The following is a 15,313-nucleotide window of genomic DNA, read 5'->3' on the forward strand; positions in this document are numbered from 1 at the left end:
ACGAACTGGCCGACAAACTGGGCCGCACCATCGACGTCGCGATCCAGGATCAACAGCTCGGCACCGGCCACGCCGTGGCCTGCGGCCTGAGCGCACTGCCCGACGAGTTCACCGGCACCGTCGTCGTGACCTCCGGTGACGTCCCCCTGCTCGACGCCGACACCCTGGCCGGGCTCATCGAATCCCACAGCGCGCAACCAGCCGCGGTCACCGTCGTCACCACCACCGTGCCCGACCCGACCGGTTACGGCCGCATCCTGCGCACCCAGGACAACGAGGTCATCGGCATCGTCGAGCAGGCCGACGCCACCGAATCGCAACGGGCCATCCGCGAGGTCAACGCCGGCGTGTACGCCTTCGACATCGTCGACCTGCGCTCGGCGTTGAGCCGGCTGAGCTCGAACAACGCCCAGAAGGAGCTCTACCTGACTGACGTCATCTCGATCGTGCGCTCCGACGGCCACGTCGTGGGGGCCAAGCACATCGACGACTCCATGCTGGCCGCCGGAATCAACGACAGGGTGCAGCTTGCGGAGCTGGGCGCCGAGCTGAACCGGCGCATCGTGGCCGCCCATCAGCGGGCCGGCGTGACGATCGTCGACCCGGCGACGACGTGGATCGACGTCGACGTCACCGTCGGCCGCGACACCGTCATCCACCCGGGCACGCAGCTGCTGGGCACCACCCGCATCGGCGGCGGCTGCCAGATCGGCCCGGACACCACGCTGACCGACGTTGCCGTCGGCGACGAGGCGGTAGTGGTCCGCACCCACGGCGGGCAGTCCGTCATCGGTGACGGCGCTGCCGTCGGGCCGTTCGCGTATCTGCGGCCCGGCACCGTCTTGGGCGCCGAGGGCAAGCTCGGCGCGTTCGTCGAAACCAAGAACTCGTCCATCGGCCCCGGCACCAAGGTGCCACACCTGACCTACGTCGGCGACGCCGACATCGGCGAGCAGAGCAACATCGGCGCGTCGAGCGTGTTCGTCAACTACGACGGAGAAACCAAGAACCGCACCACAATTGGATCGCACGTCCGAACCGGTTCGGACAACATGTTCGTCGCACCGGTCACCGTCGGGGACGGCGCGTACACCGGCGCGGGCACGGTGGTGCGTGAGGACGTTCCGCCAGGCGCGCTGGCCGTATCGGCCGGCCCGCAGCGCAACATCGAGGGCTGGGTGTCGCGCAAACGTCCCGGATCCGCGGCGGCCGCCGCAGCGGCGGCGGCATTGGACTCAGCCAAGGCGTCGTCCAGTCCTTCCGGCGAACAAACGGACTCGGACGACGCCGCAACGCCGTGAGCCGGTTGCCGGTTGTTGGTCCTTTGGCTACCCGTACGATTAAGCCGATAACGATCCCCAAGCAATGAGGGCACCGTGGGCACCGAGTGGACCGATAACCGCAAAAATTTGATGCTCTTCTCGGGCCGCGCGCACCCCGAACTGGCCGAGCAGGTGGCCAAGGAGCTTGATACACCGGTCACCGCGCAGACCGCACGGGACTTCGCGAACGGCGAGATCTTCGTCCGCTTCGATGAATCGGTCCGCGGCTGCGACGCGTTCGTTCTGCAGAGCCATCCCGCACCGCTGAACCAGTGGCTGATGGAACAGCTGATCATGATCGATGCGCTCAAGCGCGGCAGCGCCAAGCGGATCACCGCGATCCTGCCGTTCTATCCCTATGCGCGGCAGGACAAGAAGCATCGCGGCCGCGAGCCGATCTCGGCGAGGCTGGTCGCTGACCTGCTCAAGACCGCGGGCGCTAACCGGATCCTCACCGTCGATCTGCACACCGACCAGATTCAGGGCTTCTTCGACGGGCCGGTCGATCACATGCGGGCGCAGAACCTGCTGACCGGCTACATCGCCGAGAACTACTCCGATCACGACATGGTCGTGGTCTCCCCTGACTCGGGCCGGGTGAGGGTCGCCGAGAAGTGGGCCGATGCATTGGGCGGCGTTCCGCTCGCCTTCATTCACAAGACCCGCGACCCCCTGATTCCCAACCAGGTGAAGTCGAACCGGGTGGTCGGTGACGTCAAGGGCAAGACGTGCATCCTGACCGACGACATGATCGACACCGGCGGCACGATCGCGGGTGCGGTCAAGCTCCTGCACCAAGACGGCGCAGGCGACGTGATCATCGCCGCGACGCACGGCGTGCTTTCCGACCCGGCGCCGCAGCGGCTCGCCGAGTGCGGTGCCCGCGAGGTGATCGTCACCAACACGCTGCCGGTGGGTGAGGACAAGCAGTTCCCGCAGCTGACGGTGTTGTCCATCGCGCCCCTGCTTGCCAGCACGATTCGCGCCGTGTTCGAAAACGGTTCGGTGACGGGTCTTTTCGACGGGTCGGCGTAGTGGCTGGAAGCGTCATCTATCACAATCCACGCTGCACCACCTCGCGTAAGACGCTGGATCTATTGCGGGACAACGGCATCGATCCTGAAGTCGTCCAGTACCTGAAGACGCCGCCGTCACGCGCCGAGCTGGCCAAGATGATCAAGGACGCCGGCATCGACGTGCGCACGGCGGTGCGCAAGCGCGAATCGCTGTACGCCGAGCTGAACCTTGCCGACGCCAGCGACGACGAGTTGCTCGACGCCATGGCCGCTAATCCCATCCTCATCGAGCGCCCGTTCGTCGTCACACCCAAAGGCACGAGGCTGGCCCGGCCGATCGATACGGTTCGCGAGATTCTGTGACCTTGCGCCTCTGCGTGGCTACCGTCGCGCTGGCGACGCTTGCCGCGACGGGCTGCGGCGCGAAAACCCCTGACTACCAGTCGGTCTGGTCGACGCCGGCCACCACCACGACCTCGACCAGCACAGAGCCGCCCGTGCCGATCGCGCAGTTTTTGGAGCAGGCGGGCGTCAACGGTGAGCTCATCGCCCCCGACAAGCTCACCGATCTCACCGTGACGATGCCGACCCCGCCCGGGTGGCATCCGTACGCGAATCCGAATCTGGCGCCGGGTACCCGCGCCATCGCCAAGGGCGACACCTACCCGATGGCAATGCTGTTGGTGTTCAGGCTGACTGGCGACTTCGACGTTGCCGAGGCCATCAAACACGGTTACGCCGACGCGGAGCTGTCGCAGAACTTCAAGCGACTCAACGCGTCGACGGACAACTGGAAGGGCTTCCCCTCGTCGATGATCGAGGGCAGCTACGACCTCAACGGGCGCCGGATGCACAGCTACAACCGCATCGTCATCCCCACCGCTGCACCGCAGAAGTCCAATGTCGCCGGCCAGGCGGCTCCGCCAAACCAGCGCTACCTCGTCCAGTTCACCGTCACCGGCTTCGCCGAGAAGGCCGCCGAGGAGGCGCCGGACATCGAATCGATCATCGCCGGGTTCAACGTCGCGATGCCGAAGGCGCCCCCGAAGTAAGCGTGCCGAAGTAGCCGCCCGCCCGCACTAAGGTGATCGCCATGAGCGCTTGGACCGCTGCAGATCTGCCTTCCTTCGCCGGACGCACCGTGATCGTCACCGGCGCCAACAGCGGCCTTGGCCTGGTCACCGCGCGCGAACTGGCCCGCGTCGGCGCCAAGACGATTCTGGCCGTGCGCAACATGGCCAAGGGTGACGAGGCCGCGGCGGGCATGACGGGCGACGTCGAGGTCCGCAAGCTCGACCTGCAGGACCTGTCATCGGTGCACGAGTTCGCCGCCGGGGTCGAGCGCGTCGACGTGCTGATCAACAATGCCGGCATCATGGCCGTGCCGTACGCATTGACCGTGGACGGGTTCGAAAGCCAGATCGGCACAAACCACCTCGGCCACTTCGCGCTGACGAACCTGCTGCTTCCGAAGATCACCGATCGGGTGGTGACGGTGTCGTCGCAGATGCACCTGCTGGGCTACATCAGCCTGAAGGATCTGAACTGGAAGTCGCGGCCCTACTTCGCGTGGCCCGCATACGGACAGTCCAAACTCGCGAACCTGCTTTTCACCACCGAGCTGCAGCGCCGGCTCGACGCCGCGGGGTCACGGCTGAAGGCACACGCCGCGCATCCCGGATACTCCGCCACCAACCTGCAGGGCCACACCGGCAATCGCTTCGGGACGCGGATATGGGACGCTGGCAACAAGCTGCTGGCCACCGACGCCGACTTCGGTGCGCGCCAGACGCTGTACGCGGCCTCGCAGGAGCTGCCCGGCGACAGCTTCATCGGCCCGCGGTTCTCGATGCGGGGCCCGACTGGAAATCACTGGCGCAGCCCGCTGGCCCGCAGCGCGAAGACCGCCACCGCGCTCTGGGAGCTATCCGAGCAGCTCACGGACACCAAATTCGCTCTCTAGGGATCTAATCGGGTAACCTCGCTGTGCCCGATGTCGCCGCCAAGCGGCTCCGGGCGTCACGGCGAGGGTGGCTCGACCACCGTTATCGACGGGAACACGCATCTTCTTCAGTTGCGACCCTGGCCGTGCCCGATAAACGAACGGCTAACAGGAGCAACACCATGGCTAAGACTGCGGGTCGCAGCGCCAACAACATCATCGCTTTGGTACGTCGCGAGACCGGCAAGGGCGCGTCGCGTCGCGCCCGTCGCGAGGGCAAGGTTCCCGCGGTCCTCTACGGCCACGGCGAAGATCCGCAACACCTTGAGCTTGACGCCCGCCTCTTCTCGGCGGTGCTGCGTCACTCCGGCACGAACGCCGTGCTCACCCTCGACATCGAGGGCAAGGAGCAGCTCGCGCTGACCAAAGCACTCGACATCCACCCGATTCGCCGCAGCATCCAGCACGCCGATCTGCTGGTCGTGCGGCGCGGCGAGAAGGTGACCGTCGAGGTCAACGTCGTCGTCGAGGGCGAAGCCGTGCCGGGCACCCTGGTCACCCAGGACGCCAACAGCATCGAGATCGAGGCCGACGTCCAGGCGATCCCCGAGCAGCTGACCGTCTCCGTCGAGGGCGCCGACATCGGCACCCAGTTCACCGCTGGCTCGATCACCCTGCCTGCGGGCGTGTCGCTGGTGTCGGATCCCGAGACCCTGGTGGTCAACGTCGTCGCGGCGCCGACCGCTGAGGATCTCGAAAGCGAGGGCGCAGGCGAGGAAGCCGCGGCCGCCGAAGGCGAAGCAGCCGAAGAGGCAGGCGAGGAAGCCGAAGCGGCGCCCGCCGAGGAATCCGAGTAGGCGGCTTTCTCACTCGACATGGCCGACCCCCAGCTGGTGGTGGGCCTGGGCAACCCCGGGCCCGCCTACGCCAAAACCCGGCACAACCTCGGCTTCGTCGTCGCCGACATCCTGGCCGACCGCATCGGGTCGAAGTTCAAGGTGCACAAGAAGTCCGGTGCGGAGATCTTGACCGGGCAGCTTGCCGGGCGGTCAGTGGTGGTTGCCAAGCCGCGCTGCTACATGAACGAGTCGGGACGACAAGTCGGGCCACTGGCGAAGTTCTATTCGGTGGCGCCGGCTGACATCGTGGTGATCCACGACGAACTCGACATCGAGTTCGGCCGCATCCGGCTCAAGTTCGGCGGCGGCGTTGCCGGCCACAACGGACTGCGTTCGGTGGCTGCCGCGTTGGGCACCAAGGACTTTCAGCGGGTGCGGATCGGAATCGGGCGCCCGCCAGGGCGCACGGAGGGCGCGGCGTTCGTGCTGGGCAACTTCACCGCCGCCGAGCGGGCCGACGTGCCGACGATCTGTGAGCAGGCCGCCGACGCCGCCGAACTGCTTGTGGCGCAAGGCCTTGAGCCTGCACAGAACGTCGTGCACGCCTGGGGCTAACGCCTCACCCCTGGCTCTGGCCGGCCAACGTACTGACCGGCGCCTGAGAGCTGAGCCGGTCGGCGACGAATTGCGCTGCCTGCGTTGTCAAGCCGGCTTCAGCGTAAAGGCTGTGCGCAGGCCTGTCATCGCCGTTGGAGCACACCGGATCTGCCCCGTTGCACAAGTCGATGGTCTTGTATCCATACGCCGGGCTCAACGCGGTCAGTGGTCCGCCGAGCAGGCGGATCGACGGGTTGCCGAACACGGCCACCGCCGCGACATGGTCGGCGACGTTGGCCGGTAACGGATTGGTGAACCCGAGCATGGGCTGGCCGGCCACGGTGATGATGTCGATCACCGCCGCTCCCTGCGAGTACCCGCCGAGCACAATCTTGGTGTCGGGGCAGGTCGTCACGGTGTTCTGCACGAACGCGCTGGCGTCATTGGCGCCTTCGGCAGCGCGCAGGAAATCGCGGGTCGCGGGGTAGTTGACGGCGTACACCGCGACCGACTTGCCGCCCACCAGTGGACGCAGCGCGTCGACGAACGCGTCACCGACGCGCCCTGTGCCGGCCGGCTCGTCCGTGCCCCGCGCGAACACCACCTGGACGTCGGGACACGAATCCGCCTGCGCCGAGGCGATGGTCGTAGCGCCGGACGGAAGCAAAGCGGGTGCGACCAACGTCACACCCGAAATCAGCACTGCCGCAACACCCATGAGAAGCCGACGCAGCGGCGGAACAGTTTCTGACTTGGCGCGAAACGCCGCCACATCGATGATCTTCATGCGATGGGCAAACGCCCACCCACCGCAGAATTATTCCTTAGCCCTGCTAGCGGCTTCAGCGTCCCTGGATGCCGCTGTCGACGACCTTCACTTCCTTGTGCGGGTAGCGGCGTTCGGCATGCTCCTTGGCCGCCGAGTTCGGCAGCACATAGAGCGTTTCCTTCTTCTCTTGAAGGGGCTTGAGCACCAAGTCCATGAACCCTTTGCGGTCGTCGAGGTAGGGCTCGATGACGTCCTCGCCTGCCGGGCACACTGCCAGGCAGTAGGCGGCCTTGTAGTTCGCCTTGAACGACAGGCTCTGCCACATCGACGCGTTCTCGGAATCGGTGACGCGGGATCGAAAGTCGGCGCCGTCGGTGCTGTCGGCAATGGTCTGAGCCCAGTCGGTGAAGCCGCCCATGAACTCGCGGTAGTTGTGCACCGAGCAGGCGACGAAGTCGAAATCGCCGTTCTTCTTGATCGCGCCGACGGGGCAGGCCGCCACGCACAGCTTGCACTCCAGGCACGGCGAATAGTCCAGCGGCTCACCGTAACTGGCGATAGGCGCGGCAACGAGGACGGTGCCGAGCAGGATGAAGTTGCCGAATCGCGGGTGGATCACGTTGCGGTGAATGCCCATCACGCCCAGGCCGGAGGCCACCGCTACCGGCTTGTGTGCGACCACCCAGATGCGGCCAGGGAATTTGTCCATCTCCATCGGAAACGACATCGACGGGTTGATGGCTCGGTATCCGGCGTCCTGCAGCGCACGGGTGATCCGGTGCGCCGCCTCGTTCATGATCTCGCCGCTGCGGTGGAACTCCTGGTTGGCCACGCTGCGCGCGGTCGAGCGGACGTTGTCGCGGTTCATCTTGACGACCAGCGAGATGTAGCTCTGTGTCCCTGGCAGCGCCGCGTCGACGTGTTCGCGCTCGCCGGCCAGGTCCGGGTTGTCGACGCTGGCGAATGCAACGTCGTCGACGCCGGCGTCCAGACATATCTGCCGCAGCCACTCGGCGTCGATCACGCCCGGCTTTTCGCTCCTGCGCGCCCGCACCTTGCGAACCGTCGGGTGGTCGGCGAGCCGAGTCGGGGTTCTCTGCGTGGCCATGCTAGGTATAGTACACAATACTCAGCTGTTTGAGCGACGTTAAAAGGCCCGGGGGGCTCGTAAAGAAAGTGTTCGGACGGGCACACTTGGTCCTCAATTGCGGGTACACCCAAAGTTATGGACGACGAGCGGGCGGACTCCGGCCTGCTGCGCAGGGGCTGGCTGCGGGTGCTCGACGGCGACCGCCCGTGGGGGTCGATCGACATCACGCCGGACCGATTCGGGGTGACCCGGTATCAGTTGGTCGTGTACCCGCCGGGGATCAGCGAGTCCGAGCGGCGCCGCGTGCGGGTGGCGCGGGGCTGGCCGCTGTGGGGCGCGCTGGTGTGGGTTGTCTGCGAGCTCGCGCTCACCAATATGACCGGGCCGTGGGCAGCACTGGCGATTTCTACTGCCGTCTTCGCCTGCTCGGGCGTGGCCGCGATGGCGATGGCCGGCGATGCGCGCACTCGGGTACGCACCATGGCGGCGTTGGTGATGGCCGGACATCACGACCCGGCTTCGGCGGCCACCCGGCACAAGCTGGAAACACTCGCGAGCACGCTGATGGAAGCCGACGACCGGCGCAAGCGAGGGCAGCTCACGCCTGCGGAGCATGAGCTGACGTGGTGGCGGGTGTACGACCAGATGGAATCCGGGCGCACCACCAGCGCTGCCTAGCCCTGGGTGCGACCGTATCGATGGTCACCAACACCGGGCCACTGCATTTCCTGCGGTGTGGGCCCTAGACCGGCGCGTTCGTTTCTAAGTAAGCCCGAGCAACTTTAGGTCAGAGACGTATTTCGCGATGTCACGGGCCAACACGTGAGGGATTTCGCCGTCTGGACCGATCTTTGCGCTCCGAACCGCAGCTCGAAAACGATCGGTAGGCGCGATGGGAGCTCGCTGCGGGTTCGCCGGACGCTGATAGTTCCGGAGCAGCGGTAACAACGAGGCTTGGCGTGGCAGATCAGGCAAGCCTCGCAAGCTGGTTTCAAACCGCCGCAGCCACTCCGCGTAGTCATCGATACGGGCGATGGAGTGGCCGGCGTCGATCAGCCAGTCAACGTATTCGTCCATGCCGATTCCGTCGCGGTGCGGGTTCACGACGTGGAAGGTGTTGAAGCCGTTCAGCGAGCTTCCGCCGATCGTCGATATTGCCTTCGCGACGAAATCCACTGGAAGGCCGGCGTGGTCAGCTCGCTGGCGGTTGCCATCGGCATCTGGCACGTAGAAGGACTTCGGGGCAATTCCTGTGGCGAGCACGCTCAGCATCACGCGGGTGAACGTGTCTGCAAGATTGAGTTGGCCGGCGAAGTGCGGATGAGCGGAGATCATGTCGCAGCGAAAGACCGCAACAGGTAGACCGCACAAGTCGTAGCTCTCGCGCAGCAGCACCTCGCTTGCCCACTTGCTGTTGACATAGCCGTTGGCGTAGCTGTCATCGACGATCCGACTGCCGCTGATCCTCCTGATGTCGTTGTCCTCGTTGAACTCACGCGCGTCGAGCCCAGCTCCGACGCCCGCAGTCGAGACATAGGCGAACGGCTTGATTCTGGTGGTGAGCGCCAACCTGATCAGCTCCGCCGTGCCAATTGTGTTGGGCGCGAAGAGCTGGCTGTAGGGCAGTACGTGGTTGACCATCGCGGCCGGATCGACAATCAGGTCGACGGTCTCGGCCAGCCGCTGCCACGTCGACTTTTCAAGGCCGAGTTCCGGTTCGATCTTGTCGCCGCTGAGCACCTCGAGTCTCCCGGCGGCCAGCTCTTCAAAGCACTGCAAGAGATTGGGACCGCCGCGGAACGTGGCGTCCAAGCGCCGCCTTGCGGCGGCGTTGTCGCTGGCGCGCACCAGGCAGATCACCTTGCCGTCGACCTGCGCCATGCGCTCGAGCAGTTCCAACGCAAGAAATCGACCGAGAAATCCTGTCGCACCGGTTAACAGAACCGTGTTGAGCCTGTCGGTGGGACCTGGTAATTCTGGCGCTCCCGCGATCGTCGTTTCGTCGAGGAACTTGTCGAGCGTGAGGTCGCGCGCGTGCACTTGAGTGACGGCCTTGCCGTGCACCGACGCGAAACTCGGCCGCGCCGGAACCGATTGCCGCCGCGCTTCGATATAGGCGACGAGCGACCGCAGGCTGGCGGCAGGGCCAAGGATCACGTTCACGCCTACGTCGATGTCGTAGATCTGACGCAACAAATTGGAGAAGGCCAACCCGGAGAGCGAATCTCCTCCAATTGCGTAGAACGGCTCGTCGATTCGCAGATCCGATGCGGGAACACCAAGCAGGGTGCCTGCCGCGCGCCTGACTGTTTCGAAGACTGACCGCTCGGCGCCGTTGCGTCGGAGCTCGCGCAACTCGCTTGCATCTTTTTCGGCGAGGTCGGTGTAATGCCGATCCAGCGCGGGCCCATAATGTGCGCGCAGCTCGGCCAACGCCGGCTTGCCGACTGAAGTCAACAACCCGTTCTGCGTGGTGAACGGAGCGGTGTCAATAATGAAATCGCGCGGAACCTCGTGCGCCCGTAGGCCTGCCGCGCGTGCGGCTTCCACCATCGAGGCGTGGATCAGCGCTCGCAGCGACGCCATGTCGTTGTCGTCCAGTGACTCTTCGGTGGGTACGACCACTGCCAGCAGATAGGGCCGGCTGCTGTCGCCGTGAATATAGATCTGCCGAACATGCGTTGTCGCACCGAATACCGCCTCGACCTTCGAGACAGCGACAAACTCACCCTGCGAAAGCTTGATGATGTTGTTGCGCCGATCGATGTATCGCAACTGATCGGGACCTTCTTCGGCGACGATGTCGCCGGTCCGGTAATAGCCGTCTTCGTCGAACATTTCGGCCGTCGCGTCGGGTCGCTTGTAGTAGCCCGGGATGACGGCGTTCGATTTCACCAGCAGCTCGCCGCGGGGGTTCGGCCGGTCGGTGTGGAAGTAACCCAACTCAGGGACGTCGACCAGCTTGTAGTCGGTCACAGGGGGCCGCCGCACCCGCCCGTCGACGAGTATCACCCCCGTCTCTGTCGATCCGTAGCCCTCGGAGAGGTGCATATCCAACAACGATTCTGCCCACGCCCGCACCCGGGCCGACGTCGGCGCCGAACCCGTCATGACCGACAGGTACCGAGCGCCCAACCGGGAACGCCTTATGTCGGCTAGCACGTCGGCTTCAACCTCGGCACGATCAGCGGCACCGCACCTGCGGTCGACTTCAGAAATGAACTCGTCGTACAGCACGTCCCACATACGCGGAACGAAGTCCAGCTGCGTTGGCCGAACCAGCGCGAGGTCATCCAATATCGTCGAAAGATCGCTGTTGGCGGCGAAATACGCAGTACCACCGCTTCCCAGCGTGCTGTACAGTAACCCCCGCCCTGACATGTGGCTCATCGGCAGGAACGACAACGTAATCATCGGGGCGTCACTGGGATGCCCCCAGGCCGCACGGCTCGAGGGGCGCCAGGCGTTGGCCACCAGGCTCGCCGGATGCATTGCGCCCTTTGGTGTGCCCGAACTTCCGGACGTATAGACGAGGAGACTCAACGGATCTGACTCGTCGGGTACACGCGATTGCGTTCGCGGTTGCCCCAATCCGCGGGTTTGCACCTCGGCGAGCGTCTGCACGTCGACGTTCGTCATAGAGCCTGACAACCGGAGTCGAACGGCGTCGAGAGCGTCGCGATGATCGTCGCAGGCTTGGTGAAAGTCGAACACCAACAAGCGCCCGGCGGCGCCGGGTGCGCTTCCGACGAACTGGATAGCGTCATCGAGATACTCTGTGCTGCAAGCGATCAGCATCGGCTCGGTCTCTGCGACGATCAACTGCAAATGAGCAGCGGGCGCACCGATCGGCAGTGGAACGGCGACCGCGCCGATCTGCACGATCGCCAAGTCGAGCACCGTGTACTCGACGCTGTTGAACCCCAGCGTGGCCACGCGATCACCCGCTCGCACGCCGCCGGCGACCAATCCGTCCGCGACAGCACGGCTGCGCGCCGACAGCTCGCGGTAGGTGATCACTTCGAATCGGGGAACGAGGTCAGCTGTCGTGCGCGAAGTGTCGGGATCGGTGCGGTAGTCGACTATCCGCTGGCCGAGCGCCGGGCGGTCGGCATAGCGCTCCAACACGATCTGCACGATCTCCGTCAATCGGACGTGCGGCGGGTCGATAAGACGTGAGACCTGCGGATCTGGCTTCGCGGAGGCGAACTGGCGGTCGGTTACCGACAGGCTGGCGATCCGACGGGTGACGCGGTCTCCGCGGTCGCTGGGTCGTGCTGACACACGGCGCCTCCTTGACTATTGGACCGGAGTCTAGTTTGCATCGACGGCTGGTTGACGACCCCGACGACCGTCGAGCGACACGAATTTCTCGGGACTTCAGCAAACCGGCCTCCACACCGCGGAAACCACTAAGCTGGCCGCGAACTAGGGAGGGAGCGGTGACGACTCCGCAGCTGCTGCAAACACGCCAGGCAGACGATGAAGCGCAGAAGTTGATCCAGGCGTCGCTGTACTGCGACCGACGCGGATCCCGATGGAACGTCGCCGCCGTGGTGGTGGCGATACTGGCGCCGATCAGCCAGGCGCTGCTCAAAGAGGACACCCCGCTGAACATGCTTGTGCAGTACCTCATCGCCGCGGCCATAGCCGTACTCCTGCACAAGTACTCCCAGTGGAAAGAGCGCGGCCGTATTTTGCGCAATGAGTTCGAATACCGCATCTACGACATCGCCAAGCCGTATCCCAGCGAGATCAGCGCCAAGGACGTCGCCACCTGGCAGCAGCGTTACGTTCCGGCCGGCGGTAAACAAGACACCAAGAAATGGTTTGCCGAATGCGAACCACCCGACGATTACCTACATCAGGTCCGCGCTGCTCAACTGGAGTCGCTTCGGTTCGGTGCCCTAACCCGTTGGTTGTGGGCCATCACCATTGGGTTGGTCTGCCTGGCAGTTCTCGCCGTCTACCTCAGGCTCGAAGCAGGCCAGATTTTTCGCTCGACCGGCGTCACTCTGACAACCGTTGCCGTGATCGCCATCGTTTCGCAGATCGGTCGGGTTGCGGTGCAGTCGTTCACGCATGCGCGCGCCAGGAGCCGATTGAGCGGAGAGATCCGCGCTTACGACCCAGCAGTCGACGCCTCGACGGGGTCGACGCAATCTTTGGCCATCTTCCAGGAGCGAATCAACGCACTCAGAGCCAATCGCGTGATCGTGCCCGTCTTCATCTACCAAATCGTGTCGTGGTGGACCTCAAAGCGACGAAAGCCGCAGTCATAGCGGGATTTCCAGATGCAGTGCAGTGAGATGACGCAGGATTCACGAGCCATCACCTACGAGGTGAGGTCCGTCCGGTTCGCGCCGTCAGACCCCCCTGATGGCAACTATTACACGGCCATCGCGCGATGCGTCGTATCCGATCACCTCGGGCGGGTGGAGGCATTCGGCTACGCAAGCGATGTGGAACCGAATCAGGAAGTCGTCGACCGGGCCATCAGCGAAGGCGTCGAACGTGCGATCGTCGTGCTCCTGCACCAGAGTGACACCGCGGCGAACGAGAAGACTACGACGGGCTCGGCAGTACACAAGACACCGGAGCAGGCGCTTGCGGGAGCTAGGCGCGAACTGTTCGCGTCGTTCGAGTTCGTCACCCGCTTCCACAAGCGCGACATGGGTTTTCGGCTGCCTGAGGTGCCCTTCGCGTTCACGCCGCGTTCCGCAGAGGTGACCGGTTGGATCGACCCCGCGCAGAAGCTTGTATTCGCCGCAATGCTCGACCCCGATGCGACACCGAGACTGAGTATGACTGTCCGCTCCGCTACCGGGGTGGGCTGGAGCCGCGCTCTCGAACTGAGCGTCTTGGAGATACTGCAGCCTCGACCGTGGATTCGCCACACAGTGGCTCGATTCGGCGACGGACAGGGTCGCACGGAAGTTCGGTCGGCCGAGGAGAGAGCCGTCTATTGGTCGACGATCGACAGCGAGATTGCGAGCGGAGTTTATCGGGAACTGGTCACAGCAGCTGCAATGTCCACCCCAGAAGATCGCGAGACAAGTACTGAGGCCGTGATCGGAGACGACTCGCTCACGAAAGTTGTTACTCGCCTTGCCCTTGACGGCGATCATGGTCCGTTGCACTTCGCGCGAGTCGTAGATCCCGTTATCGACGGCCGCTATGTGACGTCGGAACTGGAGCGCGAGAAGTTCTGGCGCGATGGTGCCACCACCTTCCATCCGCACCCGTTGATTTGACGATTCCCCTTCACACACAGGAGATTTGCTATGGCTGACGAACCGGGGCGCTTGGCGCGGACGACGCATGCGGAGGGCGTGAAGTACGACAGGGCATTGCCTGCCCTAGTCGCGACCCAGGCGTCCATTCAACGTCAGGTGGAGGGGCTGATCAACAGACACGTCCGTGAGGCAATCAGCAGGAAGGACTACGCATGGATGCCTGGGTACCCAGTTGTCTATGCACGTGTGAAGCAGAGAGACTCGTGTCTGGAGCGGATCGCTGAGCGACACGAGACGCTGGAGGAGCTACCCGATCTGATCGGCTGCCGCGTCGTCGTTATCCACACCGGTGAATTGGAACTCGTGGACTCCGCACTGGAAGGACTGCTCAAACACGCACTTCCAGAGCCCATCGAGCACGACGAAGGCCTCGGGCGCTCGCGTGGCTACTCGGGCGTTCACTACACGATTCGCCTGGGTGAGAACGATTGGATCCACCGATATTGCACAGATGTCTCTGCGAAGCGCAGAAGGATGGCCGCAAGATTTAGATGGGAGCTGCAGATACATACGGTCATGCAGGAGGCGTGGAGTCGCGTGTCGCACGCCGGATTTTACAAGAACCGGGAGGGTGTCCCGAAAAACGTGCAACGCAAGCTCCAACGACTTGCGTCGACATCAAAACTGCTGGACGACCACCTAATGGATCTCAGCCTTTCAATTCGCCAGGAACAGACTGTGCTCCGGACTAAGTTCGCCAAAAGGGAGGGGCGGCTAACGCTTGAACCCGACGAGTATCTGCTGCAGCACTGCCAAGAGAACAATAGATACGCGGGTCAACTGAGATGCCTGCGAGAACTCGCTGCTCGAGCGGGGTTCCAGTGTTCTGAATGGCCCGGCGTCGTGGAGATCGGCGACGAGACCGACATCTGCCTAGAGGTCTGCAGGCGCACCCAAATCAAGACCTGGGGCGATCTTCAGGCAGCACTCGACGAGATCGAATCCGAACAGCACCGGTGGGAGCATTGGCTTGCTGTCCTGGTTCGGCGCTGCGACGATGCCAAGGTCCGGATTCCGTTCGATCGAGCATGGTTAGTGTTCTCGATTATCCGATTGCTCGGATCCCCCCATATGCCGACCATCGATCTGATGTATCCCCCGCTGTGGCAGCAAATCGCGGCAGTTCACCGGGAACTTAGTTCGGAGAAGGCGGGATGACGCAATACCTTGAACTCCATCGAAGAAGATCAGGAGCACTCTCCGAGCAGCAAATCGCCGTCCACGATGAGAGCGACGAAACACGGCGACCCGGCAGCATTGTGACTGCGCGAACGACAACTCAGCAAATGGATGGATCGGTAAAGAGCCGTGTAGTACCGTTGGCACCCGTGAATCCAAGGCGACAGGACGGCGGACACCCGATCGACTACCGGGTGCTCGGCGTGACCACGTGGGCGGATCACCTCAATCCGCAGTCTTCCGGACTCGACACGGCAGCACCG

At 64.1% G+C, this 15,313-nt stretch carries 14 protein-coding genes; 11 read left to right on the top strand and 3 right to left on the bottom strand.

Features of this window, described 5'->3' with window-relative positions; translation table 11 throughout:
• The 7 genes from glmU to pth form a co-directional block, all read left to right on the top strand.
• Positions 1 to 1,301, top strand: a 1,301-nt coding sequence (gene glmU / locus VFH65_RS19325; RefSeq protein WP_353323621.1) for a bifunctional UDP-N-acetylglucosamine diphosphorylase/glucosamine-1-phosphate N-acetyltransferase GlmU, incomplete at its 5' end; no start/stop codon positions are given.
• 75 nt (positions 1,302 to 1,376) lie between these two features.
• Positions 1,377 to 2,357: a ribose-phosphate diphosphokinase gene (locus VFH65_RS19330; protein WP_353323623.1), complete on the top strand. Its 981-nt coding sequence runs from the start codon at positions 1,377 to 1,379 to the stop codon at positions 2,355 to 2,357.
• Positions 2,357 to 2,701 (top strand): arsenate reductase (glutaredoxin), encoded by a 345-nt coding sequence (arsC, locus tag VFH65_RS19335; protein WP_353323625.1) that lies wholly within the window; start codon positions 2,357 to 2,359, stop codon positions 2,699 to 2,701. The genes VFH65_RS19330 and arsC overlap by 1 nt, the downstream gene beginning before the upstream one ends.
• 2 nt (positions 2,702 to 2,703) lie before the next feature.
• A complete protein-coding gene (locus VFH65_RS19340; protein ID WP_414688457.1) occupies positions 2,704 to 3,390 on the top strand; it encodes an LpqN/LpqT family lipoprotein in 687 nt (228 codons plus the stop codon).
• 41 nt (positions 3,391 to 3,431) lie between these two features.
• Positions 3,432 to 4,301 carry an oxidoreductase gene (locus VFH65_RS19345; RefSeq protein WP_353323628.1) on the top strand — a complete coding sequence of 290 codons (870 nt, stop codon included), beginning with the start codon at positions 3,432 to 3,434 and terminating at the stop codon, positions 4,299 to 4,301.
• Between the two features lie 161 nt (positions 4,302 to 4,462).
• Positions 4,463 to 5,137 (top strand): 50S ribosomal protein L25/general stress protein Ctc, encoded by a 675-nt coding sequence (locus tag VFH65_RS19350; protein WP_353323630.1) that lies wholly within the window; start codon positions 4,463 to 4,465, stop codon positions 5,135 to 5,137.
• An 18-nt stretch (positions 5,138 to 5,155) separates the two neighbouring features.
• Positions 5,156 to 5,734, top strand: a complete 579-nt coding sequence (gene pth / locus VFH65_RS19355) for an aminoacyl-tRNA hydrolase (protein WP_353323632.1) — start codon at positions 5,156 to 5,158, stop codon at positions 5,732 to 5,734.
• Positions 5,735 to 5,738: 4 nt separating this feature from the next.
• Here the strand turns inward: pth and VFH65_RS19360 are convergent, their stop codons facing one another.
• Positions 5,739 to 6,434, bottom strand: a complete 696-nt coding sequence (locus VFH65_RS19360) for a cutinase family protein (protein ID WP_414688458.1) — start codon at positions 6,432 to 6,434, stop codon at positions 5,739 to 5,741.
• 124 nt (positions 6,435 to 6,558) lie between these two features.
• Complete coding sequence (locus VFH65_RS19365; protein WP_353323635.1) at positions 6,559 to 7,593, bottom strand: epoxyqueuosine reductase; 1,035 nt, start codon at positions 7,591 to 7,593, stop codon at positions 6,559 to 6,561.
• Positions 7,594 to 7,710: 117 nt separating this feature from the next.
• Between VFH65_RS19365 and VFH65_RS19370 the strand changes: the two genes are divergently transcribed.
• A complete protein-coding gene (locus tag VFH65_RS19370; RefSeq protein WP_353323636.1) occupies positions 7,711 to 8,253 on the top strand; it encodes a DUF6611 family protein in 543 nt (180 codons plus the stop codon).
• A gap of 84 nt (positions 8,254 to 8,337) precedes the next feature.
• On the opposite strand, the gene car is transcribed toward VFH65_RS19370, so the two are convergent.
• A complete protein-coding gene (car, locus tag VFH65_RS19375; RefSeq protein WP_353323638.1) occupies positions 8,338 to 11,859 on the bottom strand; it encodes a carboxylic acid reductase in 3,522 nt (1,173 codons plus the stop codon).
• Positions 11,860 to 12,017: 158 nt separating this feature from the next.
• Here car and VFH65_RS19380 point away from each other — a divergent pair, with 158 nt between their 5' ends.
• Genes VFH65_RS19380 through VFH65_RS19390 form a run of 3 tightly spaced genes read left to right on the top strand, consistent with a single transcriptional unit; the run spans position 12,018 to position 15,029 of the window.
• Positions 12,018 to 12,857: an S-4TM family putative pore-forming effector gene (locus tag VFH65_RS19380; RefSeq protein WP_353323639.1), complete on the top strand. Its 840-nt coding sequence runs from the start codon at positions 12,018 to 12,020 to the stop codon at positions 12,855 to 12,857.
• A gap of 27 nt (positions 12,858 to 12,884) precedes the next feature.
• Positions 12,885 to 13,829 carry a hypothetical protein gene (locus VFH65_RS19385; RefSeq protein WP_353323640.1) on the top strand — a complete coding sequence of 315 codons (945 nt, stop codon included), beginning with the start codon at positions 12,885 to 12,887 and terminating at the stop codon, positions 13,827 to 13,829.
• A gap of 30 nt (positions 13,830 to 13,859) precedes the next feature.
• Positions 13,860 to 15,029 (top strand): RelA/SpoT domain-containing protein, encoded by a 1,170-nt coding sequence (locus VFH65_RS19390; RefSeq protein ID WP_353323642.1) that lies wholly within the window; start codon positions 13,860 to 13,862, stop codon positions 15,027 to 15,029.
• Positions 15,030 to 15,313 lie beyond the last annotated feature (284 nt).

It is taken from the genome of Mycobacterium sp. (assembly GCF_035697385.1).
In the GTDB taxonomy this organism is placed as follows: domain Bacteria; phylum Actinomycetota; class Actinomycetes; order Mycobacteriales; family Mycobacteriaceae; genus Mycobacterium.